Annotated in this window: 23 protein-coding genes; 18 read left to right on the forward strand and 5 right to left on the reverse strand. The window is 43.9% G+C overall.

All coding sequences use genetic code 11. The features are described 5' to 3' along the window. Nucleotides 1-127 precede the first annotated feature (127 nt). The 3 genes from spo0A (at nucleotide 128) to Q1J64_RS06575 (ending at nucleotide 3,352) form a co-directional block, all read left to right on the forward strand. Entirely contained in the window at nucleotides 128-922 is a 795-nt protein-coding gene (gene spo0A / locus Q1J64_RS06565; RefSeq protein WP_301108280.1) for a sporulation transcription factor Spo0A, read from the forward strand. 155 nt (nucleotides 923-1,077) lie between these two features. Beyond that, on the forward strand, nucleotides 1,078-2,640 hold the full coding sequence (locus tag Q1J64_RS06570; protein WP_301108281.1) for a flagellar assembly protein A: 1,563 nt from the start codon (nucleotides 1,078-1,080) through the stop codon (nucleotides 2,638-2,640). After that, nucleotides 2,633-3,352: a glycerophosphodiester phosphodiesterase gene (locus Q1J64_RS06575; protein ID WP_301108282.1), complete on the forward strand. Its 720-nt coding sequence runs from the start codon at nucleotides 2,633-2,635 to the stop codon at nucleotides 3,350-3,352. Before Q1J64_RS06570 ends, Q1J64_RS06575 begins: the two co-directional genes overlap by 8 nt. A gap of 19 nt (nucleotides 3,353-3,371) precedes the next feature. Here the strand turns inward: Q1J64_RS06575 and Q1J64_RS06580 are convergent, their stop codons facing one another. Next, entirely contained in the window at nucleotides 3,372-3,614 is a 243-nt protein-coding gene (locus Q1J64_RS06580) for a DUF2627 domain-containing protein (protein ID WP_301108283.1), read from the reverse strand. A 199-nt stretch (nucleotides 3,615-3,813) separates the two neighbouring features. Here Q1J64_RS06580 and Q1J64_RS06585 point away from each other — a divergent pair, with 199 nt between their 5' ends. From Q1J64_RS06585 to Q1J64_RS06625, 9 genes are all read left to right on the forward strand, one after another. After that, entirely contained in the window at nucleotides 3,814-4,911 is a 1,098-nt protein-coding gene (locus Q1J64_RS06585; RefSeq protein WP_301108284.1) for a Leu/Phe/Val dehydrogenase, read from the forward strand. A gap of 115 nt (nucleotides 4,912-5,026) precedes the next feature. Next, complete coding sequence (gene lpdA / locus Q1J64_RS06590) at nucleotides 5,027-6,454, forward strand: dihydrolipoyl dehydrogenase (protein ID WP_301108285.1); 1,428 nt, start codon at nucleotides 5,027-5,029, stop codon at nucleotides 6,452-6,454. A gap of 13 nt (nucleotides 6,455-6,467) precedes the next feature. Continuing rightward, nucleotides 6,468-7,472, forward strand: a complete 1,005-nt coding sequence (locus tag Q1J64_RS06595; RefSeq protein ID WP_301108286.1) for a thiamine pyrophosphate-dependent dehydrogenase E1 component subunit alpha — start codon at nucleotides 6,468-6,470, stop codon at nucleotides 7,470-7,472. After that, a complete protein-coding gene (locus tag Q1J64_RS06600) occupies nucleotides 7,472-8,455 on the forward strand; it encodes an alpha-ketoacid dehydrogenase subunit beta (RefSeq protein ID WP_301108287.1) in 984 nt (327 codons plus the stop codon). Before Q1J64_RS06595 ends, Q1J64_RS06600 begins: the two co-directional genes overlap by 1 nt. A gap of 18 nt (nucleotides 8,456-8,473) precedes the next feature. Next, entirely contained in the window at nucleotides 8,474-9,805 is a 1,332-nt protein-coding gene (locus Q1J64_RS06605; protein WP_301108288.1) for a dihydrolipoamide acetyltransferase family protein, read from the forward strand. A gap of 143 nt (nucleotides 9,806-9,948) precedes the next feature. After that, complete coding sequence (locus Q1J64_RS06610) at nucleotides 9,949-11,622, forward strand: methylmalonyl-CoA mutase family protein (protein ID WP_301108289.1); 1,674 nt, start codon at nucleotides 9,949-9,951, stop codon at nucleotides 11,620-11,622. Further along, nucleotides 11,615-13,771, forward strand: coding sequence for a methylmalonyl-CoA mutase (scpA, locus tag Q1J64_RS06615; protein ID WP_301108290.1), 2,157 nt, complete (start codon nucleotides 11,615-11,617; stop codon nucleotides 13,769-13,771). The genes Q1J64_RS06610 and scpA overlap by 8 nt, the downstream gene beginning before the upstream one ends. Before the next feature lie 32 nt (nucleotides 13,772-13,803). Then, on the forward strand, nucleotides 13,804-14,853 hold the full coding sequence (gene meaB, locus Q1J64_RS06620; protein WP_301108327.1) for a methylmalonyl Co-A mutase-associated GTPase MeaB: 1,050 nt from the start codon (nucleotides 13,804-13,806) through the stop codon (nucleotides 14,851-14,853). A 99-nt stretch (nucleotides 14,854-14,952) separates the two neighbouring features. Next, the gene (locus Q1J64_RS06625; protein WP_301108291.1) at nucleotides 14,953-15,393 is read left to right on the forward strand and encodes a BrxA/BrxB family bacilliredoxin; all 441 of its coding nucleotides are present in this window, start codon (nucleotides 14,953-14,955) and stop codon (nucleotides 15,391-15,393) included. 57 nt (nucleotides 15,394-15,450) lie between these two features. Here Q1J64_RS06625 and prli42 read toward each other — a convergent pair whose 3' ends face one another. Continuing rightward, entirely contained in the window at nucleotides 15,451-15,546 is a 96-nt protein-coding gene (gene prli42, locus Q1J64_RS06630) for a stressosome-associated protein Prli42 (protein WP_301108292.1), read from the reverse strand. Nucleotides 15,547-15,669: 123 nt separating this feature from the next. On the opposite strand from prli42, the gene mce reads away from it, so the two are divergent. The 6 genes from mce (at nucleotide 15,670) to rnz (ending at nucleotide 21,559) form a co-directional block, all read left to right on the forward strand. Further along, complete coding sequence (gene mce, locus Q1J64_RS06635) at nucleotides 15,670-16,077, forward strand: methylmalonyl-CoA epimerase (RefSeq protein WP_301108293.1); 408 nt, start codon at nucleotides 15,670-15,672, stop codon at nucleotides 16,075-16,077. Between the two features lie 3 nt (nucleotides 16,078-16,080). Beyond that, a complete protein-coding gene (locus tag Q1J64_RS06640; RefSeq protein WP_301108294.1) occupies nucleotides 16,081-17,628 on the forward strand; it encodes an acyl-CoA carboxylase subunit beta in 1,548 nt (515 codons plus the stop codon). Nucleotides 17,629-17,645: 17 nt separating this feature from the next. Then, nucleotides 17,646-18,773 (forward strand): M20/M25/M40 family metallo-hydrolase, encoded by a 1,128-nt coding sequence (locus Q1J64_RS06645; protein ID WP_301108295.1) that lies wholly within the window; start codon nucleotides 17,646-17,648, stop codon nucleotides 18,771-18,773. A gap of 36 nt (nucleotides 18,774-18,809) precedes the next feature. Next, on the forward strand, nucleotides 18,810-19,277 hold the full coding sequence (locus Q1J64_RS06650) for a chemotaxis protein CheW (protein ID WP_301108296.1): 468 nt from the start codon (nucleotides 18,810-18,812) through the stop codon (nucleotides 19,275-19,277). A gap of 128 nt (nucleotides 19,278-19,405) precedes the next feature. Beyond that, on the forward strand, nucleotides 19,406-20,596 hold the full coding sequence (locus Q1J64_RS06655) for a DNA polymerase IV (RefSeq protein ID WP_301108297.1): 1,191 nt from the start codon (nucleotides 19,406-19,408) through the stop codon (nucleotides 20,594-20,596). A gap of 15 nt (nucleotides 20,597-20,611) precedes the next feature. Next, nucleotides 20,612-21,559 (forward strand): ribonuclease Z, encoded by a 948-nt coding sequence (rnz, locus tag Q1J64_RS06660; protein WP_301108298.1) that lies wholly within the window; start codon nucleotides 20,612-20,614, stop codon nucleotides 21,557-21,559. Between the two features lie 43 nt (nucleotides 21,560-21,602). Here the strand turns inward: rnz and proC are convergent, their stop codons facing one another. The 3 genes from proC to Q1J64_RS06675 all read right to left on the reverse strand — a co-directional run bounded on the left by proC (nucleotide 21,603) and on the right by Q1J64_RS06675 (nucleotide 24,766). After that, nucleotides 21,603-22,412 (reverse strand): pyrroline-5-carboxylate reductase, encoded by an 810-nt coding sequence (gene proC / locus Q1J64_RS06665; RefSeq protein ID WP_301108299.1) that lies wholly within the window; start codon nucleotides 22,410-22,412, stop codon nucleotides 21,603-21,605. 88 nt (nucleotides 22,413-22,500) lie between these two features. Next, a complete protein-coding gene (locus tag Q1J64_RS06670; RefSeq protein ID WP_301108300.1) occupies nucleotides 22,501-23,610 on the reverse strand; it encodes a hypothetical protein in 1,110 nt (369 codons plus the stop codon). Between the two features lie 10 nt (nucleotides 23,611-23,620). Then, complete coding sequence (locus tag Q1J64_RS06675; RefSeq protein ID WP_301108301.1) at nucleotides 23,621-24,766, reverse strand: SPFH domain-containing protein; 1,146 nt, start codon at nucleotides 24,764-24,766, stop codon at nucleotides 23,621-23,623. Nucleotides 24,767-24,886 lie beyond the last annotated feature (120 nt).

The following is a 24,886-nucleotide window of genomic DNA, read 5'->3' on the forward strand; positions in this document are numbered from 1 at the left end:
CAGAAGTAACATTTTGAATGAATTTCAAAGTTAAAGTAGAAATTTCCAAAATTTTCACTTACGATATGAAGAGACAAACAGCGTAGACAAAAAAACAATGTCGACTTTATTTCGGGGGGAATTGGGAATGGAAAAAGTGAAAATAGCAATTGTAGATGACAATAAAGAATTAGTAAAAATGATGATGGCTTATTTTGAAAAACATTCGGAAATCGAAGTGATTTGGACAGCGAACAATGGACAGATCTGTTTGTCAATGCTTGAACAGGAACGGCCGGATATTTTATTACTAGATATTATTATGCCGCATCTTGATGGGATCGGTGTGTTAGAAACTTTGCATGAGACCAATTCAAAAGGTGATATGGAAATCATGATGCTCACTGCCTTTGGACAGGAAAGTGTAATGTCTCAGGCTGCAGGATTAGGCGCATCGTATTTCATGTTGAAACCTTTTGAATTAGATCGGTTAATTGGACAGATTTTCAAGGCAGCTGGTAAAGCAAAAACAAATACGTCTTCATACGCTGTACAGCAACCGTCACAGCCAACAGGTGCCGTGACACAGAAAGTTCTTGATACTGCCATCACGTCGATGATTAAAGAAATTGGTGTACCTGCACATATTAAAGGCTATGCATTTTTACGTGAAGCCATTCAAATGGTTTACACAGATGTGGATCTTCTGGGATCTGTCACAAAAATCCTTTATCCGGATATTGCCAAAAAATATAATACAACACCATCACGTGTCGAACGAGCAATCCGCCACGCTATTGAAGTAGCATGGAATAGAGGGAATTATGATTTAATCTCTAAAACGTTCGGATATACGGTGCACCACTTAAAAAGCAAGCCAACAAACAGTGAATTTATCGCAATGATTGCCGACAAAATTCGCTTGGAACATATGGTAAGCTAAAAGTGCCTAGGTGATTAGTTCGATTGTGGCCATATAATGAAGAAAAAATTCACGCTTGTGAGAAATAATGCTTATTTATCTCCTAATTAAACACAAAGAACTATCCCTTTATGTATGCAGTATATTATACTTGTATAACATGAGGAGGGATTGTGTTGTTAGTAGAAAATGAAAACTTTATCCTTTTAGAAGAGAATAATAAAGTAATAATGAAAACAGTTAAACCAGGTTTCCCAATAAAATCATTTGATGCGATGACTGCAGATCTTCCAAGATTAAAATTACATTCATTCAATGAATTAATGAAAGCGCTACAAACTGAAGGGGAGCATGAAATCGGTATATTTTCCGCACCATGTGAAGTATATATATCGCCAAGCAAAATGAAGGCCGAATTATATATCCATGCAACAAAAGAAGATTTTGCTGTAAACAAAGATACCTATTTTGAACAGGCAATCGAGTTGTTGGAATCAAAAGGCGTATTATATAGCAAGGAACTTTTGTACAATATGCCTTTCGTGCCCAGTAATCCAATGCCTGTTGCTATTGGTCAGGAACCGGTGAAAGGTCAGGATGCCAGAGTTCTTTATATTGAAATGCCTGACCGCAAACCAACTCTCCAAGAAGATGGCTCAGTTGATCACTATGAACTGAACTTTGTGACGTCAATTGCGAAAGATGAGTGGCTAGGTGAAAAGATTCCCGCTCAAGAAGGAACTCCAGGTTTTGATATTTTTGGAGATGTAATCGCTGCCAAAAAAGGTGAAGATGTCAAACTGGTTTATGACCGCAAGTCAATCGGAGAGTTTCAAGAGGATGGAAAAATCGTTCTGCGGGCATTGCATGGGGGTGCATTGGAGCAGACGAATGGCGTGTTAGGTGTAGGTAAGCAGCTGATCATACCCGAGGATGTCGGAACCAAGACTGGATCCATTACATTTGACGGCGCAGTTCGAGTTTATGGAACTGTTCAGGCCGGCTTCTCCGTCAATGCAACCGGTGATATTTCAATTGAAGGAAAAGAAGGAATTACAAATGCCAAAGAAATTCGTTCGGAAGAAGGGGACGTCTATATTAAGGGCGGCGTCTTTGGAGCGGGTGAAACAGTAATTGAAGCCAAAAATGCAGTGTTTGTCAAACATGCAAATAATGCGAAAATCTATGGAAAACAAGTTAATATCGGACTGTATTCATTGGGATCAGAAATTTATGCAGACTATATCAGCATAGACCGCCACAAAGGGAAAGTCATCGGTGGTATTACCGAAGCTCGGTTTTCCATAGAATGTGCTTTTGCTGGGAACAGCCACGAAAGGTTAACTAAGCTCACGGTCAAAGGTGTGAATAAAGAGGCTGAGCTAGAAGAGATTCAACGGCTGGCTGAACAATTGAAAACCGAACATGAAGAACTAAAGAAAATCGAGTTGACCCTTAAGAAGATGGAAGCAATAAAAAACAATTTGACCTTAGATCAGTTGAAAATGCTGGATAAGATGAGTACAACAATTCTAGTAAAGCAGCAGCAAATCATGAGTCTTGACCAAACGATCAAAACGAAACTCGAACTGGTTCAGACTGCGACCCCTCCAAAAATCGAAGTTACACGGGAGGCTTATCCTGGCGTGAATCTGCAAATCGGCAAGCTTTCGACAATACTGAATCGTGAAACAAAAGGTGTCTTTGAACTAACTGGTGAAGGGGTTTTGAATGTTTAACAGTCAGGTATTTGCGCATCGAGGGGCATCAGGGAGTCATTTTGAAAATACGATGAGTGCATTTCTGGCAGCTGTGAAACAGGGAGCTGACGGTATTGAATTAGATGTCCAGCAAACAATCGATGGTACACTCGTAGTCATCCATGACGATCAGTTGTCCCGCGTTGCAGGCGTGGACCGACAGATCAACGAGATCACCTCAGCAGAACTGCGGCATATCAAAGTAGGGAAGACAGGAAGCAGGAAATTCTTTGGGCAGCCTGTACCCAATTTATTTGATATAGTTTCTTTTTGTATAGACAACGAATTGTCATTGAATATCGAATTAAAAGAGACGGTATATGGGCAGCCGGCAGTAATCGAGAAAATCTTGCATTATACAGAAGGTCTTGCGGATGTTCATATTTCTTCTTTTGATTATCCTACACTTCAGTTATTTAAAGAACAGGATGCACGTATGGAAACTGCATTGTTGATGAAGAAAAATTCAGTTGACTGGGCGAATTTAAAATCATATGAAGTAGATGCATTCCACTTTCATAAGCGATTGTGGAAAGATCCGTATCAGGACTATTTGAAGTCGAGTGGTAAGAAGTTGCGAATGTACGGTGTAACGGGGACTGAGCCTTTTCTCGCCTCCTCTCCTGAGGTTATCGGATGGATTACGGACTATCCGAAACGTGTCCAGAAAAAAATAAAAGGATCAAGGTAAGCGATATACCTTGGTCCTTTTATTTAATGTCCTTTTTGAATCGGTCAGCTGCTCTGCCGCTTCTGCGGTCGCGCCGCAGAAGAAAGCCTGCGAAGAATCCTAATCCCGCCACAAATAGCAGGAAACCGCCTAAAAATTGCATCCAAATGAATGGAAATGGCTGAAATAGATGTCCAAATAGTGAATCGCGCATTAATTTTATACCAAGAGCTGCTGCAATTCCTGGAATTAGCAGTACAATAAACGCAGCAAGACGTGCCATGCTCCTCAACCCCTTACCTAATTAATTTTACCGTGTAAGGACGGATTGTCAAGGATCGTGCCATCATGTACGATGGAGATGTAGACAATATGTTAACACACTAGCAAACAATGATTGAATGCCAAAGTTGCATTCTTGCAATAAGAATCCTAATATTAATTACATAGAAATCTTATTTTACTTACTTGGAGGGATAGTAATGGAATTATTCGCTTATATGGAAGATCACGATTATGAACAGCTCGTGCTTTGTTACGATAAAACATCCGGATTAAAGGCAGTTATCGCGATCCATGATACAACGCTTGGACCTGCACTCGGCGGAGCACGTATGTGGACGTACGAAAGTGAAGAAGCGGCAATTGAGGATGCACTGCGTCTGGCAAAAGGCATGACGTATAAGAACGCAGCCGCAGGGTTGAATTTAGGCGGCGGTAAAACAGTCATCATCGGCGATCCGAAAAAAGATAAGAACGATGAATTATTCCGTGCCCTTGGCCGCTATATCGAAGGGCTGAACGGGCGCTATATTACGGCTGAAGACGTAGGAACAACTGAATTTGATATGGACTTGATTCATTTGGAAACAGATTACGTTACTGGCATCTCTTCCGGAGAAGGTTCATCAGGAAATCCTTCACCAGTTACGGCGCTAGGTATTTACAAAGGAATGAAAGCCGCTGCGAAAGAAGCATTTGGCGATGATTCATTGGAAGGCAAGACCATTGCGGTTCAAGGTGTAGGGAACGTAGCCTATACTTTATGTGAATATTTACATAGTGAAGGTGCAAAATTGATTGTGACGGATATTAATAAACAGGCGGTTCAGCGTGCAGTTGAGGCTTTCGGGGCAACAGCTGTTGAAACAGATGAAATCTATTCGCAGGAAGCGGATATCTTTGCTCCTTGTGCGCTCGGTGCGGTGATCAATGACGAAACGCTTCCTCAATTCAAAGTGAAAGTCATTGCAGGTTCGGCAAATAATCAATTGAAAAACCCTGAACACGGTGACCAACTTCATGAAATGGGAATTGTTTATGCACCAGACTACGTCATCAACTCTGGCGGTGTCATCAACGTAGCAGATGAACTCATAGGCTATAATAAACAACGTGCATTGAAACGTGTAGAAGGCATTTACGATACGATCCTGAGAATATTCGAAATCTCTAAACGTGATGGAATCCCTTCCTATCAGGCTGCAGATCGTTTGGCGGAAGATAGAATGGCGCGAGTGGCTGCGACAAGAAATACGTTCTTGCGAAGCGAAAAAAGCATACTTTCTGACAGGAAATAAGGAACTATACATGAAGAATTCAGCGTTGGGCTTAAAACAGACAACCCAGCGCTGAAATCGCATGTCTACTACTATCTTTTAGAATTCAATTCGTAGGTGAAGGGAGTGCGATCAGTTGAGTAAAGAATACGACGTAGTCATTTTAGGCGGCGGAACAGGCGGCTATGTAGCGGCTATCCGGGCAGCACAACTTGGCTTACAAACAGCTATCGTCGAAAAATCCAAGCTTGGCGGTACATGCCTGCACAGCGGCTGCATTCCAAGCAAAGCTTTACTGAAGAGCGCTGAAGTTTTCCGGGTTGCCAGCAATGAAGCAAATGAATTTGGTGTAAATACAGGAGACGTGTCGCTAGACTTTTCACAAGTGCAAAAGAGAAAGAATCAAATCGTCGGTCAGCTGCATGCAGGTGTTGAAAGCCTGATGAAAAAAGGCAAGATCGATGTCTTCCATGGAACAGGGAGAATATTGGGGGCTTCGATTTTCTCACCAATGCCAGGTACAATTTCGGTAGAGATGGACAATGGGGATGAAAATGAAATTCTCATTTTAAAAAACCTGATCATCGCAACAGGTTCTAAACCGAAAACACTGCCGGGACTGGATATTGATGGAAAGCAGGTGCTGACCTCACAGGAGGCTTTGGAAATGAAGGCGCTTCCTTCTTCCGTGACGATCATTGGCGGCGGCGTTATCGGAATCGAATGGGCGTCCATGCTAAACGATTTCGGCGTGCAGGTGACTGTGCTTGATCGTCTGGAGCGTATTCTGGCGACCGAAGATCATGAAGTCGCAGTGACAGTCAAAAAATCACTAGAAAAGCGCGGTGTGACATTTAGGTTAGGTGCGTCAATTAATACCGATTCTCTTCAGAAACAAGAGGGAGAAGTCACGATTTCTTATCAGCTTGATGATCAAGTACAATCGGTCAGCAGTGAAAAAATACTGGTTTCGGTTGGCCGTGCCCCTGTTATAGATGATATAGGATTGCAAAACACTGAAATTCAAGTGGAAAACGGCACCATTCAGACGAATAAATTTTATCAAACGAAAGATCAACATATATATGCAATTGGCGATGTGATCGGCGGTCTTCAATTAGCACATATGGCAGAGCATGAAGGTTTATTTGCTGTCGATCATATAGCAGGAATTAAACGTGAGCCACTGAATAACGATTTAGTTCCACACTGCGTTTACTCATATCCGGAAACAGCGGCTGTTGGTTTGACGGAACAGCAGGCAGAAGAACGCGGAATCAATGTGAGAGTCGGAAAGTTTCCGTTTAAAGCAAATGGAAAAGCATTGGTGAATGGTTATGCCGAAGGATTTGTGAAAATACTGGCTGATCAGGACAGCGAAGATATCGTCGGTGTTCATATGGTGGGTCCGCATGTTACAGATCTCATTTCTGAAGCCGGTCTTGCTATGGTTCTCAATGCAATTCCTTGGGAAGTATCCTCTGCGATACACCCACATCCGACATTATCTGAAGCATTCAGTGAAGCGGCTTTAGCTGTAGAAGGCATTGCCATTCACATGTAAAGGAGGAAGCGGAATGAATAATCGTCATATCGAATTAGGTCTGACTGATGAAGCCGTGCTGCAAATGTACGAAACGATGCTGATGGCCCGGCGTTTAGACGAACGCATGTGGTTACTGAACCGTTCGGGCAAAATCCCGTTTGTCATTTCATGTCAGGGACAGGAAGCTGCACAAGTAGGGGCAGCATTTGCGCTGAATCATGAAAAAGATTGGATTGCGCCATACTATCGGGATATGGGGATCGTGCTTCATTTTGGCATGACACCTAAAGAGCTGATGTTATCGGCGTTTGCGAAAGCCGAAGATCCAAACTCCGGCGGAAGACAGATGCCGGGGCATTTTGGTCAGCGTAAAAACCGCATTATCACCGGTTCATCGCCTGTTACCACACAGCTGCCGCATGCAGTAGGAGTGGCGCTCGCTGCGAAAATGAATAAAGAAGATTTCATTACCTTCGTTACGTTAGGGGAAGGCTCTTCAAATCAGGGAGATTTCCATGAAGGAATGAACTTTGCTGGTGTGCATAAACTGCCCACTGTCATTATGGTGGAAAATAATAAATATGCAATCTCTGTTCCTGTCAGCAAACAGCTGGCCTGCGAGCACGTATCTGACCGCGCAGCAGGCTACGGAATGCCGGGGTTCACCGTGGACGGCACAGATCCTTTGACAGTGTATGAAGCGGTGAAGAAAGCTGCAGATCGTGCGAGAAGTGGTGAAGGCCCTACGCTAGTTGAAGCGGTATGCTATCGGTTAACGGCGCATTCATCAGATGATGACCAGCGCTTGTATCGTGACGCAGAAGAGCTAGAGAACGAAAAGAAGCTCGATCCTTTACTGACGTTCATTCATTATTTACAGGAAGTAGAGTTATTAACAGAAGAAAAGCATGACGAGATAGAACAGCGAGTAAAAGAAATTGTCGATGAAGCGACGGAATATGCGGAAGTGGCTCCTTACGCGAAACCTGAACATGCGATGCGCTATGTTTATGACGAAAAAGGAGGCGAAGCTTAATGACCGTTCGTTCATTTATTGATGCCATCAACCTGGCAATGAAAGAAGAAATGGAACGAGATGACCAAGTATTCGTGCTCGGTGAAGACGTCGGTCGAAAAGGCGGCGTGTTCAAAGCGACGATTGGTTTATATGAGCAGTTTGGTGAATACCGTTCGCTGGATACTCCGCTTGCTGAATCTGCTATTGCAGGGGTTGCAATCGGTGCGGCGATGTATGGCATGCGGCCGATTGCAGAAATGCAATTTGCGGATTTCATAATGCCGGCTGTGAATCAAATTGTTTCTGAAGCAGCAAAAATCCGTTACCGTTCCAATAATGACTGGTCCTGTCCAATTGTCATTCGGGCGCCGTTTGGCGGGGGCGTGCACGGTGCGCTTTACCACTCACAGTCAGTGGAATCGATGTTCGCTTCCACTCCAGGTCTAAAAATCGTCATCCCTTCCACTCCGTACGATGCAAAAGGTTTGCTGAAGGCGGCTGTGCGTGATGAAGACCCTGTTCTGTTCTTTGAACATAAGCGTGCTTACCGTCTAATTAAAGGGGAAGTGCCTGACGAAGAGTATGTGCTGCCGATCGGCAAAGCTGACATCAAGCGCGAAGGTGATGATATTACGATCATTACGTATGGTCTGTGCGTCCATTTCGCTCTTCAAGCTGCAGAACGTTTGCAGGAAGATGGCATTTCAGTTCATCTATTAGATTTAAGAACAGTTTATCCTTTGGACCGTGAAGCGATTATTGAAGCTGCTTCAAAAACAGGTAAAGTTTTATTGGTGACGGAAGATAATCTTGAAGGCAGTATTATGAGTGAAGTGGCCGCCATCATTGCGGAGCATTGTCTGTTCGAACTGGATGCCCCGATTAAACGGCTGGCAGCACCCGATGTACCCGCTATGCCTTACGCGCCTTCTATGGAAAAATTCTTTATGATGAATCCTGAAAAGGTAGAGAAGGCAGCGAGGGAGTTAGCGGAATTCTAGTTTAAGGAGGTGCGTGAGATGGCAATCCAAAAAATTACTATGCCGCAGCTGGGTGAGAGTGTCACTGAAGGAACTATAGAAAAGTGGCTTGTACAACCTGGTGATACGGTTAGAAAATATGATGCATTAGCTGAAGTGACAACAGATAAAGTAACTGCTGAAATTCCTTCTTCATTTGCAGGAAAAATAACAGAGATTGTCGCAAATGAAGGTGATACGGTCGAAGTGGGCGAGACTGTTTGCTTGATTGAAGCTGAAGGCACAGCTGCACAGCAAAAGCCGGCTGAGGAACCTGCAAAAACAATTGCTCAACCTGAAACTGAACAAAAAACGCAGCCAGTAAAGCCAGCAGAAAAACCTGCAGTAAAAGGAAAAGCAGCCGGTCGCTATTCGCCTGCAGTGTTAAGACTATCGCAAGAACATGAAATTGATCTGTCGCAAGTATCGGGATCTGGCAGAGAAGGCCGAATTACGAGAAAAGACATTTTGGCATTCATTGAAGATGGCGGAGCCCAAACGTCTCAGGCAGTTACGGAACAGCCGTCTGCTTCTTCAGAAAAACAGCCTGTTCAGCAAGAACTTACGTATACTGAAAATGAAAAGTCTGGTTATGAGCAGAACGTTACCCCAAATATTCAGCTTGAAAACGGTGATATTGAAATTCCGGTAACAAGTATCCGTCGTGCAATTGCAAAAAATATGGTTCGTTCCGTAACGGAGGCTCCTCATGCCTGGACAATGGTGGAAGTGGATGTCACGGAATTAGTGGCGCTGCGTGATAGTGTAAAAGTTGAATTCAAAGAAAAAGAAGGATTTAACTTAACGTATTTTGCCTTTTTCATTAAGGCTGTTTCACAGGCATTGAAAGAATTCCCGGCTGTCAACTCCATGTGGGCGGGCGATAAGATCGTCATGAAAAAAGATGTCAATATTTCCATTGCCGTGGCGACCGATGAGGCGCTATATGTACCGGTAATCAAGCAGACAGATGAAAAAACTATTAAGGCTCTGGCACGTGATATTCACGAATTAGCGGGTAAAGTACGCAATGGTAAGCTGCAGACGAAAGATATGCAAGGCGGCACGTTCACGGTCAATAACACGGGTTCATTTGGATCGGTACAGTCAATGGGGATTATAAATTATCCACAGGCTGCTATTTTACAGGTGGAAACGATTGTGAAACGCCCGGTTGTCATGAATAACGGCATGGTTGCTGTTCGTGATATCGTCAATTTATGTTTGTCACTCGATCATCGCGTTCTGGACGGGCTAGTTTGTGGTCGATTCTTAGCACGTGTGAAAGAATTATTAGAGAATATGTCGAAAGACAATACCTCTTTATATTAAAGTCAGACCTTCAGCTTTTTGCTGAAGGTTTTTTAAATAGAAAGGTAAATTAGCTGATAACTTCTAATTTACCTCTTTCTTCATCCAGCACTCTACGGTACACTAGAACTATTGATGGTTTACAAGATGGAAGGAGCACCATTATGCCAATACATAATATGAAGACCTTTACATTTACGGCACCAAGTTATGAGGAGTGGAAAGAAGCGGCTGTTCAGTCATTGAAGGGGAAACCTTTTGAATCTCTGCTGACCAAAACTGCTGAAGGAATTGATTTACTGCCTCTTTATACAAAAGAAGATCTCGATCAGCAGCAGATTTCGCGTGTGACGAAGCCACAATTCGGCTGGACGATTGCTCAGCCTGTTGCTGCAGAAAGCGGAGAGCAGTTTCTTATTCAATTGACTGAGTCTCTTGAAAGAGGTAATCAGGCAATCACATATAACGGTTTAAAGACTATGGTCTGGACGGAACCAGAATTGCAGCAGTTAGCACAGTTACTGACAAAGCATCCGATTCTTTTCATGGATATCCAAAAAGATGATCCTATTTTGCAAGCCTTTACATATGTCGATAAATCCAATCACGATGCAGTCAAAGGGATTGTGATCAGTGACATCGCCGTTCTGCCTGACGGGTTCCATAACGTCCGCACGAAAGGCGCTGACTTATGGACAGCACACCATGAAGGTGCAGATGCAGTGACTGAACTAGCGTTAAGTTTAGCAATTGCTGCTGAAACGGCTGAAGAAGCCGTGTCATTCGAAAAGTTCACTGAAGGGTTTTATGCGCGATTTGCTTCAGATACGCATTTCTTCATGGAAATCGCAAAGTTTCGTGCGTTCCGGATTCTTTGGAAACTTTTCAATGAAGCCTATGGTGTTGAAGATGCCAAACAAGTTCCACTGGTGGCGATCACATCGGTGCGTTCTTATTCGAAACTCGATCCCTATGTGAATTTACTTCGCGGCGGAAATGCGGCGTTTGCTGCGGTACTTGGAGGAGCAGATTGGCTGACTGTCCTGCCGCATGATGTTTTAACCGGTACATCTTTGAGCTCCAATCGATATGCACGAAATATCCAGCTAGTACTGAAAGAAGAAACACATATCGATCAAGTGCTTGACCCTGCAGGAGGTTCATATTTCATTGAGACGTTAACAGCTGAATTGGTCCGAAGTGCATGGGATAAGTTCCTGGCGATAGAAGAAATGGGTGGCTATCAGTCATTCTTACAGTCTGGAGAACTTAGCAAGCAGTATGCGAAGCGTCAGAAGGAAGCAGCAGTCGGCAAGAAGACCATGATCGGTACGAATGTCTATGCAGAGTTAATAGATACAAATCTCGCTGAATCACCGGAGATTGCTGTGACGAAACGATTGGCGGAGCCATTTGAAAATCTTCGTGCACGTCAGAAAGAAAATTTGCCCAAAACGGTCTTGATCAATTTCGGTGCTTTGAAAGATTATAAGCCGCGCGCAGACTTTGTCAGCGGATTTTTAGCAGTTGGCGGGATCGAAGCGCAGTGGAGTCCTTCATTCGAAACAATTAATCAAGCGCTCAGTTGGATCAACGAACAGCAGCCTGATTATGCTGTGCTATGTGCTTCTGCAGCTCAGTCAGAAAGCGTCATTACAGATTTCCTGAAAGAACAGCAAACGAATTGTGTAATCGATGCAGCAGGTAAATGTAATCAGGAAGTTGAAGACCAATGGCTTGCAGACGGTCTACATGGCTTCATTTTTGCGGGTCAGGATAAAATTTCCAAGCTGAATGAAATTGCAGACATCAAGAAAGGAGGCCGTCAAGGTGAGTAAACCAGATTTTCATAAAGTAGATATTGAGCAGTCACTGAATGAACTTTCGCAGCATGCACAAACAAAAGAAAAATTCATTACGAATGAAGGCATAGATGTTTCGCCTGTATACACAGCAAAAGATATTGAAACAACTGAACATTTACAGGACTTTCCAGGGATTGCACCAAATACCCGTGGGCCTTATCCGACGATGTATGTGGCGCGTCCGTGGACAGTTAGACAATATGCAGGTTTCTCAACTGCTGAGGAAAGTAACGCATTCTACAGACGAAACTTGGCGATGGGACAAAAAGGTTTATCCGTTGCATTTGACCTTGCGACTCACCGGGGCTATGATTCTGATCATCCGCGAGTAACTGGTGACGTAGGTAAAGCAGGCGTTGCGATTGATTCCATTGAAGATATGAAGATTTTATTTGACGGGATACCGCTTGATCAAATGTCCGTTTCGATGACGATGAACGGTGCAGTGCTGCCCGTAATGGCTTTTTATATTGTGGCTGCAGAAGAACAGGGCGTACCGACCGAAAAGCTTTCAGGTACGATTCAGAACGATATCCTAAAAGAGTACATGGTACGGAATACGTATATTTTCCCGCCAGCGATGTCTATGCGGATTATTGCAGATATTTTTTCTTATACATCGAAAAACATGCCGAAGTTCAACTCGATTTCGATTTCAGGTTATCACATGCAGGAAGCGGGAGCGACAGCTGATATTGAGCTGGCTTACACTCTTGCAGACGGGCTCGAGTATGTCCGAACTGGGCTGCAAGCGGGAATTGATATTGATTCATTCGCACCACGGCTGTCGTTTTTCTGGGCAATCGGCATGAACTATTACATGGAAATTGCAAAAATGAGAGCGGCACGGAAGATTTGGGCGCAGATGATGCAGTCGTTTGATCCGAAAAATCCGAAAACCCTTGCTTTGCGCACTCACTCTCAAACATCTGGCTGGAGTCTGACAGAACAAGATCCTTTCAATAATGTCACACGAACACTCGTTGAAGCGAATGCTGCCGCAATGGGTCACACGCAGTCTTTGCACACCAATGCACTGGATGAAGCGATTGCATTGCCGACCGACTTCTCCGCGCGTATTGCACGGAATACGCAATTATTCCTGCAAGAAGAGACGATGATGACGAAAGTAATCGATCCATGGGGCGGTTCTTATTATGTTGAAAAGCTGACAGAAGAACTGATGGAAAAAGCATGGGACTTAATTGAAGAAATCGAGTCGCTCGGCGGTATGGCAGAAGCAATTGAAACAGGCCTGCCCAAAATGAAAATCGAGGAAGCGGCAGCAAAACGACAGGCGAAAATCGACTCTAAAGCAGAAACAATCGTCGGCGTGAATAAATTCCGTCTGGATACTGAAGATGCGATTGATATTCTAGATATTGATAATACACTCGTGCGTCAGAAACAAATCGACCGTATTAATAAAATGAAAGACAACCGTAATGAGCAGGTTGTACAGGCAGCATTGAAAGCTATTACTGAATCTGCTGTAAGTGGCGAAGGAAACTTACTTGCATTGGCAGTGGACGCAGCAAGAGCGCGTGCAACCATTGGTGAAATTTCTGATGCGATTGAATCGGTGTCGGGACGTCATAAGGCGGTGATCCGTTCTGTGAGTGGTGTATACAGCTCGAATTTCTCGAATGAAGAAGAGATTCAGGAAGTTACAGATATGACAGATGAGTTTTTGGAAAATGAAGGTCGCCGGCCGCGTATCCTGATTGCGAAAATGGGGCAGGATGGACATGACCGCGGTGCGAAAGTAATCGCGTCTTCATTCGCTGATTTAGGATTTGACGTTGATATCGGGCCGTTATTCCAAACCCCTGAAGAAACTGCATTGCAGGCCGCAGAAAACGATGTCCATGTGATTGGAGTCAGTTCACTTGCTGCCGGACATAAAACATTGGTGCCGACATTGCGTGAAGAACTGAAAAAAATCAATCGTGAGGATATTTTAGTCGTAGTAGGCGGCGTAATTCCGGCACAGGATTATGACTTCTTACGCAAAAACGGTGCAGCAGCAATCTTTGGACCGGGTACAGTTATACCGGTAGCAGCCCAAAAAGTCATTGAAGAAATCTACAGACAGCTGGGTTACGAGGAAGTGATGGATTGACGAACAGACAAAATGGAGCAGATGATTCAGCAATGCATGTAATGCGCGGAATTGAGTCGACACACGATGGATTTGTAGCCTCTTCACGTAAACGCTTTGTTAAGAAAGCTTCTCCTGAGAAAGATCTGGAGTCTTTATGCACAGAAATTGAAAAGGGTTCCCGCCTTTATTTAGCGAAAGGTATTACGCTTCTTGAAAGTACGAAACAGAGTGATAAGCTGCTCGGTCAGGAAGTGCTGACGAAATTATTACCGAAGACGGGAAAATGTATTCGAATAGGAATCACGGGCGTTCCGGGAGCGGGAAAGAGTACATTTATCGAAGCGTTCGGACTGATGCTTGCGGATAGGGGTCATAAAGTCGCGGTGCTCGCGATCGATCCGAGTTCCACGCTGACAGGCGGCAGTATTTTAGGGGATAAAACGCGGATGGAAGAGCTTGCACGTCATAAGAATGCCTTTATCCGTCCATCCCCGTCTGCCGGTACACTCGGCGGCGTGCATAAGAAAACACGTGAAACGATGCTGCTTTGTGAAGCGGCGGGCTATGACGTGATTCTGATCGAAACAGTCGGTGTCGGGCAGGGAGAAACGATTGTGCGGGGCATGGTTGATTACTTCTTGCTGCTAGTTTTAACAGGCGCCGGAGATGAACTGCAGGGGATGAAGAAAGGCATTATGGAGCTGACAGATGGTGTGGTCGTCCATAAAAATGACGGCAGCAATATGCCCCTTGTGAAAAAGACCGTGCGTGAATACAAACGGATTTTGCATATGCTGCAGCCGACTTCTCCCGGATGGACTTCTACTGCACAACCTGTGTCTTCTATTGAACGTACAGGTTTGCAGGAAGTATGGGAAACCGTGTTAGCGTTCCGGCAAGCGATGCAGGAAAATAATTATTGGGATACGAGAAGACAACTTCAGACGAAAGATTGGTTCCATGCGATGATCCGAGATCACTTGATCGACTCGTTTTTTGCTGAAGCAGGACGCAAGAGTCAGGTGAAAGGACTGGAGCAGGAACTAATGGAAGGCAATGTGACGGTTACCAGTGCAGTAGACCGATTGTTTTCTTCTTGATTCCAGGCTGTTTATGCTATGATTGAAGAAGATGGCCGATTCATAGATACACGTGAGTACGGCAATCAACATTAACTTTATAGAAGGGAGATACTATTCATGACAATGAATTTTGATTTTTACATGAACGATATTACGACCCAGGCGAGATCTGAGATGGAAGCGAGCGGCTATGAGCAATTGCAGACACCTGAGCAAGTGGAGGAAGCTTTCAACCGTTCCGGAACCACACTGGTTATGGTGAACTCAGTTTGTGGCTGTGCAGGCGGAATTGCACGTCCGGCAGCAGCTCATGCCGTACATTATGACAAGCGTCCAGATCACCTGGTTACGGTGTTTGCAGGACAGGACAAAGAAGCAACTGCACAGGCACGTATGCACTTCGGTGAGGATCATATTCCTTCCTCTCCTTCATTTGCATTGCTTAAAGACGGCAAATTAGTTTCAGAAGTCGGTCGTTTTGAAATTGAAGGCCACGACCCGATGTCAGTTGTCGTAAACCTGCAAAGCCAATTCGAAGAGCATTGTGAAGAACTGTAAGATAGTAAGGCAAATAAAAAGACAGTTCGCGTGAATACCACGCGAACTGTCATTACATTAAAAGAGCATGCTAAGACCCATGAATAGAGTGGATGCGACCATCGCAGCGATCATAATATAGACAATTGTTTTTTGAATTTTTTTGTTGCTCATTCATCTAAACTCCTTACATGTTGAGATAGGTGTAGATCTATTTTAACAGAATTTAGAATTTAAACAACTAGAATGGCTGTTCGAAAATTGTATTCGACTATGGATCCAAGGGGGAAATGCCGCGTGAATAAAGTTGATCATATAGGGATTGCAGTAAGAAATATGGAAGAATCACTTGAATACTACATACATACACTCGGATTGGAAGTCATGGCAATAGAAGAAGTGGATAGCCAGGGCGTTAAAGTTGCTTTCATTGATGCGCATAATGTGAAGATTGAATTGCTGGAACCGATGTCTGAAACTAGTCCAATTGCTAAATTTATTGAGAAACGCGGTGAAGGGGTTCACCATATCGCGTTTGGCGTTTCAGATATTCGTACTAGAATGCAAGAGTTGAAGGAAAAAGGGGTAAATCTGCTGCAGGATGAGCCAAAACCTGGTGCCGGCGGGGCGGAAGTTGCGTTTATGCATCCGAAATCATCTTTCGGCGTGTTATATGAATTATGCGAAAAGACAAAGGGGGAGTAAGAGATGGATATTTACGATAAAATTAATGAGCTGTATGACAAAAAACGTGAAATTGAGCTGGGCGGCGGAGACGAACGGATCATCAAGCAGCATGAAAAAGGTAAGCTGACAGCCCGTGAACGAATTGAACTGCTGGTTGACAAAGGTTCATTTGTAGAACTAAACCCATTTGTCGTGCACCGTACGCGTGATTTCGGTATGGACAAACAAGTTGGACCCGGTGACGGCGTTGTAACCGGCTATGCGAAGATCCATGGCCGTCCAATCTACTTATTCTCTCAAGACTTTACTGTTTTCGGCGGTGCACTCGGAGAAATGCACGCGATGAAAATTGCCAACGTCATGGATTTGGCAGCGAAAAACGGCGCACCGTTTATCGGACTGAATGATTCAGGCGGCGCACGTATTCAAGAGGGTGTGTTATCTCTTGACGGATACGGTGAGATTTTCTACCGCAACTCCATTTATTCAGGTGTAATTCCACAGATTTCAGTCATCTTAGGACCATGTGCAGGCGGCGCTGTCTATTCACCTGCAATCACTGATTTTGTCATCATGACGGACCAGACAAGCCAGATGTTCATTACGGGACCAAAAGTTATCGAAACTGTAACAGGCGAAAAGATTACTTCAGAAGATCTCGGTGGCGCGAAAGTTCATAATACAATCAGTGGTAACGCACACTTGCGCGGTGCTAATGAACATGAAGTGCTGGAAAAAGTACGCGATCTATTATCTTATCTTCCACAGAATAACACGGAAAAGACTCCGGTCCAGCCATATGAAGAGCAGGACGATTATCGTGAGCATTTAGCAGACGTTGTGCCGTTCGAAACGATTCGCCCTTACGACGTCCGTAAAGTATTGGAGCAAGTTGTCGATGAAGGGTCATTCTTTGAAATTCAGCCGGAATTTGCGAAAAACGCTGTTGTCGGCTATGCACGCATGAAAGGCGAAACAGTCGGTTTCGTCTGTAACCAGCCGAAAGTGATGGCAGGCGGATTGGATATCGATTCATCCGATAAAATTGCACGCTTTATCCGTACTTGTGATTCATTCAATATTCCATTAATTACGTTTGAAGATGTTACAGGATTCTTCCCTGGCATTAAGCAGGAGCACGGCGGTATTATCCGTCACGGTGCGAAGATCCTATATGCGTATTCAGAAGCGACAGTGCCGAAAATCACTCTGATTCTGCGTAAAGCATTCGGTGGGGCATATGTTGCACTGAATTCTAAATCGATAGGTGCAGACGTAGTTTATGCATGGCCAAATGCTGAAGTAGCGGTAATGGGTGCGGAAGGTGCTGCGAATATTATCTTTGCACGCGATATCGCGAACAGTGAAGATCCTGAAGCGATGCGCGCAGTGAAAATTGAAGAATATCGTGAAAAATTTGCAAACCCATATGTTGCAGCTTCCCATGGTATGATTGATGATGTAATCGATCCTCGTGAAACTCGTATTAAATTATTACAGGCATTGGAAATGATGCGCAATAAACACGAAGATCGTCCGAAGAAAAAGCACGGAAATATACCTCTATAAGTAAGGGAGTCTTTTTGTTGAATAAACAGCGATTACTGAACGAATTTTTAGAGTTAGTAAAAATTGATTCTGTGACCAAGAATGAACGTCAAATTGCAGATGTATTGAAAGTGAAGTTGGAAGCACTCGGTTTTGATGTCACAGAAGATGATACGAGTGAAAAAACAGGTCATGGTGCAGGGAATTTGATTGCCAATTTGAAAGGGTCAAATTCTGCTGCAGATCCTATTTATTTCACTTGTCATATGGATACTGTCGTGCCTGGACAGAACATCCAGCCGGTCGTCAAAGAGGACGGATATATCTATAGTGACGGCACAACGATTTTGGGTGCTGACGATAAAGCAGGAATTGCCGCATTGCTTGAGCTCGCAAAAATTCTTCAGGAACAGGGAAATGAGCACGGAGACATTCAATTTATCATTACAGCAGGTGAAGAGAGTGGTTTAGTCGGTGCGAAGGTAATGGACTCAAAGCTGCTGAAAGCAAAGTATGGCTTTGCTGTCGACAGTGACGGGAAAGTGGGCGGTATTGTGACGGCCGCGCCTTATCAGTCGAAACTCTGGACGACAATCTATGGAAAAACGGCGCATGCCGGAGTGGCGCCTGAAAAAGGAATCTCAGCTATTACACTTGCTGCTAAATCGATAGCTGGAATGAAACTCGGACGAATCGATGCCGAAACGACAGCGAATATCGGCAGATTCGAAGGCGGAAAAGCAACGAATATTGTTTGCGAAGAAGCGTTCATTCTTTCGGAAGTTCGCTCGATCAATCCGGATAAAATGCAACAGCAAATGGACCTGATGATTGAAAAGTTCGCATCTACCTCTAGCACCCTCGGTGGTAAAGCAGAGACGAAGACAAAGCTGATGTACCCGGGCTTTAATTTGTCTGAAGATGAGCAGGTTGTACAAGTTGCGATGCAGGCTATTCGAAATATCGGACGCGAACCGAAGCTTATGACGAGCGGCGGCGGAAGTGACGGCAATGTCTTTAACGGTATGGGAGTGCCAACCGTTACATTATCTGTCGGATATGAAGAAATTCATACTAAAAATGAACGTATGCCGGTCGAAGAACTAAATAAACTGACAGAATTATTACTGGAGATCGTACAGCAGACATCTAAGACAGCTGACTGATCCTCAAATCTTTACTGTATGAAAGAAGGGGCAACTATGCAAACTGTTATTGTGCAAACCGGCAATGAAGAATACGCGCTGCCTGTAGAATCAGTCGTTTCTATTGAAAAACTGGAATATATCACGCCGATTCCTCATCTTCCCGACTATTTGCTGGGTTTGATGAAGTCACGCGGGGAATTGGTGCCGATTTTAGATTTCAGCCAGATACTTTACCATAAGCCAACACCTCGAGACGTAGATTCACATGTTGTGGTATTGACAACGAATCAGCTGGAAATAGGGCTACTTGTCCTGGATGCTAAAGAGATCTTGGAACTGCCTGAAGAGAGATTAACTTCCACAGCGCTGAAAGCTTATTCTAAGACACCCTATTTTACGACAGTAGCAAACTTAGAAAACCGAGTGATTACGGTAATCGATCCAAATATTTTGGCATCTACACTTTCAGGCATGGATGAAATATCCGCATATATGAAAGAACAGCGCCAATCAGCAGAATAAAATTAACACGATGAAGAGTGTTTGTAGCAAGTGACATAGACATGGGAAAAGTGGCAGGCTGAAGCTGGTTTGCCATTTTTTCCTGTTGTTTCAACTGCTCGATAAATTAAGGAAAGAATGGTGTATAAATGATGGAACTCACTTCAGCGAGTCCACGAGTCATCATGCATCTTGATATGAATAGTTTTTTCGCTTCTGTCGAACAAGTGGCTGATCCAAAATTAAAAGGGATTCCCCTTGCTGTAGCCGGAAATCCAAAAGAACGCAGAGGCATACTGGTCACTTGTTCGTATGAGGCAAGGGCTTATGGGGTCTATACTACAATGACTGTAGGTGAAGCGAAACGGCTTTGTCCTCAACTGACTATCGTCCCGCCACGTCATGAGCTCTACCGCCAAATGTCTGATTCGGTGTTTGAAATTTTGCGCAGCTACACAGAATGGGTCGAACCTGTATCGATAGATGAAGCCTATATCGACACGACGAAGATCGGCGGGCTGACACATGCTTATGATCTGGCTTCGGAAATACAGATGCGAATTTTGAGGGAACTGGACCTGCCTTGCTCAATAGGAATCGCGCCCAATAAATTCCTGGCAAAAACTGCTTCCGATATGAAAAAACCGATGGGCATTACCATTTTACGAAAGCGGCAAGTGCCAGAGATTCTCTGGCCGCTGCCTGTCATTGAAATGCATGGGATCGGCAAACGGACGGAAGAGAAGCTGCAGAGTGCGGGTATAAAAACCATTGGGCACCTGGCTGCTGCTGAGAAGATTACAATCGAAGGTTTATTAGGGAAAAATGGTGTTCGCCTGCAAAAACAGGCTCACGGAATTGATGAGCGGCCTGTTGATCCTGAAAGTGCGGAAGCGCGAAAAAGTATCGGCAGTTCCACTACTTTACCGATTGATTTGACAGAACTTGACGAGTGCATTCCGATTTTTGAACGATTGGCAACGAAAGTAGCGAAGCGCCTCGAGGCTAAATCATTGGCAGGTGTGACAATTACTATACAGATTCGCTATTCAGACTGGCAAAATATATCAAGAAGCCGAACGGTTCATCAAGCAGTCTATTTAGCAGAAGATATTGCCGCTGTTGCATTGGAATTATTTAAAAGACATTGGAATCATGAGCCAATCAGGTTGTTGGGGATAACAGTTGGAAATGTAATTGAACGGCATGAAATGGTGGAACAGCTGACGTTTGATAACTATGAACAGCAAGAAAAAGAATATAAGATGGATCAGCTTGTTTCAGACCTCACCGAACGTTTTGGAGACGGTGTTATTAAAAAAGGATGGGCAAATAAATAGGGAGGAGAGGGTATTATGGATATTGAATTTTTAGGCACAGGAGCAGGCATGCCTTCAAAACAGCGCAATACATCCGCTCTCGTTTTGGATCTGACGGATGAAAACAGAGAAAACTGGCTGTTTGACTGCGGAGAAGCAACACAGCACCAACTCTTGCACAGTCACATCAAACCGCGCAAAATTACGAAAATTTTTATTACGCATCTTCACGGTGACCATATTTTCGGCTTACCCGGATTTCTCAGTTCCCGCGCTTTTCTCGGAGGGGAGACACCTGTCGATCTATACGGTCCTGCCGGTTTGAAAGAGTGGCTTGCGCATACGTATAAAGTCACTGGAACGCATCTTCCTTACAAGCTGAATATACATGAAGTAAAAGACGGGTTAATCCTTGAAACTGACGAATTTAGAGTATATGCGAAGGAAGTCCAGCACGTTATTAAAAGTTATGGCTATCGAATTGAACAGAAAGATTTACCGGGAACACTGCTGATCGACAAGGCTGTTGAAAAAGGTGTTCCAAAAGGCCCGCTACTGCAAAAACTGAAGGACGGACATGATATTCTATTGGAAAACGGTACAACAGTGTACAGCAAGGAAGTAACGACTGAACGAAGAAGAGGATTCACCATTACAGTGATCGGCGACACATCATATTGTGAAGCGGCTATTGATCTGGCCGACTGTGCAGATATTCTTATTCACGAAGCGACTTTTACAAATGAATACGCAAAAGGTGCAAAGGAATTCGGACATTCCACTATTGTGGAAGCAGCGACGATCGCCAAACTAGCACACGTTAAAAATTTGATTGTCAATCATATCAGTGCGCGTTTTTTACCGAGCGAGATGCCGGCATTTCTTGTAGAAGGAGAAGCAGTATTTCCTCATCTTTCGATTGCAGAAGACTTTATGCGCTTTCAATGGAAAAACGACGAATTGACTTGTCTATCTAAAAAATAAGCAGCCTAGCCCTGAAACTAGGGACTGGCTGCTTATTTTTTCATTACGATAAAACACCTAATTCACGTGATCTCGCTTCTGCACTCTTGATGCAGTCAGCGATAACGGATTTAAAGTTATGACTTTCCAATGCCTCCAATCCAGCTGCTGTTGTGCCGCCTGGACTTGTGACATTCGTACGCAAAGTACTCGGTTCTTCACCAGTTATTTTCAACATTGAGGCCGCGCCTTCAAGCGTTTGCATAATCAATTCACGTGCAACAGGTGCCTGCAGACCCTGTGCAACGGCTGCTTCTTCGAGCGCTTCGACCAAGTAATAAATATAAGCAGGGCCGCTGCCTGAAAGTGCTGTAACCGTATGGAGTTCGTCTTCTTTTACCACTTTGACAATACCGATAGAACCTAGCAAATTTAGAATAGATTGTTGCATTTCTGAAGGGACTTCTTCATTGAATGCGATTCCGCTTGCTGATTTACCAATTGTTGCAGAAGTATTTGGCATGGACCGTGCAATCGGCCGTTTGCCAAGTCCCTTTTCAAAGGTATCGATCGAAGTACCAGCAATAACGGAGAGAATCGCTGTGTTTTCTGTAAGAAACGGATGGATATCCCGCATCACCTGCTGAATATCTTTCGGTTTAGTTGCCAGTACCACTAAATCAATCTCTTTCATAAAGGAACGGTCTTCACAAACTTTTGTAATGCCGTAACGCGATTCTAAGTGACAAAGTCTGTCAGAGTCTGAACGGTTCATGACGTAAACTTGTTTCCCTGGCAGTATTTCCTGTTTCACAATTCCTGCAATAATCGCTTCTGCCATCGATCCAGCCCCGACAAATAAAATCTTTTCCATCTCTATCCACCCTTACTGCTCGTCCATTTTTAATTTCACTGAATTATGTCATGTACCTAACTGAATGTCAAACTGGCTAGACGTTCTGTCAGCCCTGGATCAACAGGTATACGATAAATATAACAATCAAGACACCGATGGAAACCAGCGCTATTTTTACGAAACTGAGCGGATAATTGCCTGCCACTTTTCCTGATTGTCCATTGACGATAAACTGATAAACTTTCTGATTGAATTGAAAGGAAGAGATCCATAAAGGGAGCAATAGGTGTTTATATGTAATGTCTGAGTAATCAGTAGAGACATTGACCACTTCGACAATATCACCCGCTACGCTGCCTTCAATTCCATTGACAATCCGTTGTTCCATGTAATCCTGTGCTTTTTTAAAGCCTTGCTGTAAGGAGACAGAATAGCGCTCCGCCAAAAATCCTGACATATATTCCGTTTTATAATCTGTTAAGCCGGCCAGCTGGAAGGGCTGTACATTTTGAAGTAACTTTGCATCCACAGTGGTGGATGCTTTGATTAATACGTCATCAAAAAACTTTCGATAATTACCGCTCTGCTGGTGCCACCGGATTTTCCGGACTTGCTCCGTCACAGTTCTTGGTTTTCCGTCTTCGTATACGGTGCGTGTTTCAGTTACATAATAGTAGTTTCCTACCCGGACGACATAATGAGAAAAAGTCTTACTGTCGTATGTCCAGTAGGGCAGGTAGGCGCCCGAAATTTTATTCAGACGGTAGGTTTCTTTTAATTTCGTTGGGGCAAAGAAATGCCCTTTAATCCAATCCTGGAATTTCGCATGCGCTTCCTCTTTAGAAATATGGAAAGGGATGACTAAACCCGGTGCAATGCCGGCATCATGCTCCGTTACCGCAATATGTGAAGACCCGCAAAATGAGCAGAAATCCGCCACAACATTAGCGTCAAGGACTGATTCCGCGCCGCAGTTACCACAGGAAAAAACGCGGACATCATCTTTCCATAAATGGTTTAGATCTGTGCCCGCTTTTTTGAAGTCTAGCTCGACATTCTGATCAAAAGTGGCTTCAATTGGTATTTCGTGACTGCAGAAAGGGCATTTTAAACCGCCTGAAGCGGGATCAAATTCCGTATTGCCGCCGCATGAAGGACATTTTATATTTTCTGTGTCTTCTTTTAAAGCTGTTTGCTGGTCGTCAAATGAAGTCACGATTTATCCCTCACTTTACGTCTAACGTTTCTCCGCAATCTGCACAGAATTTTGCATTAGGCAGATTGACGTGCGAACATTTCGGACATATTTTTTCTTTGATTTGAGCGGTACCGCATATGCTGCAGAATTTAGCTTCTTTAGATAGGGGTGCTTCGCAACTGATGCATGGCACTTTTTCTATTTCCGTAGACTTGCCGCATTGACCACAAAACTTGGCGTCTGCATTAATTGTCGCTTGGCAATGAGGACAGCTCTTTGTTGCAGGTGCCGCTGGCTGTGCAGGCTGATTATTTGGATTCATCGCATCGGCCATGACCTGACCCATTGAAACACCGGCACCCATGCCCATCCCTGCTCCTGCTAAACCGCCACCTGAATCATTTTGCGCTATATCACGAATGGCTTCAGCTGCCTGGTATTGCTGGTACTGTTGCATATTGCCGAGAACGCCCATTGTTGTCCGTTTATCCATTGCTGATTCCACTTCTTTTGGAAGCGAAAGATTTTCGATATAAAGGCCAGTGATCTCAAATCCGAATGAAGCGAATTTAGGGCTCATCTTCTGTTTGCCTTGTTCACTCAATTCATCGTAATGCATCGCGAGATCGAGTGCGGGAATCTGAGACTCTGCAAATAAGTCAGACAGCCCTGAAATGATCATTTTTTTCAGATGGCCTTCAACTGAATTGGTGTCGTAGGAACTGTTCGTTCCAAAAAGCTCACGCAAGAACACGACCGGATCGGATACACGGTATGAGTAAATACCATAACCGCGAAGACGGATCATCCCGAAATCTTGATCACGCATCATGATCGGATTAGAAGTGCCCCATTTTTGATCGATGAACTGTTTAGTATTGATGAAATAGACTTCCGCCTTAAAAGGTGAATCAAATCCATATTTCCAAGACTTTAATTTCGTCAGGATTGGCATGTTCTGTGTATAAAGAATATGCCGACCGGGACCGAATACGTCAGCCAATTCGCCTTCATTGACCATAATCGCTACCTGTGATTCTCTGACCGTCAGTTCGGCACCCATTTTGATATCATTATTATGAACAGGAAATTGATAGACCAGTGTATTGGCATCCTGATCCTGCCATTCTATTACTTCTATAAATTGGTTTTTGAAAAAATTAAAAATCCCCATTTATATCCCTCCATATAGACAATGTATTGCAAAATTCGCTATTTCTTGTAGTATAACATACGGTATATAGGCAATAAGGTTTCATTTCTGTGTGAATTATTTAACAGAATGAAGAAACGA

Source organism: Sporosarcina sp., assembly GCF_029257255.1.
Taxonomy (GTDB): Bacteria; Bacillota; Bacilli; order Bacillales_A; family Planococcaceae; genus Sporosarcina.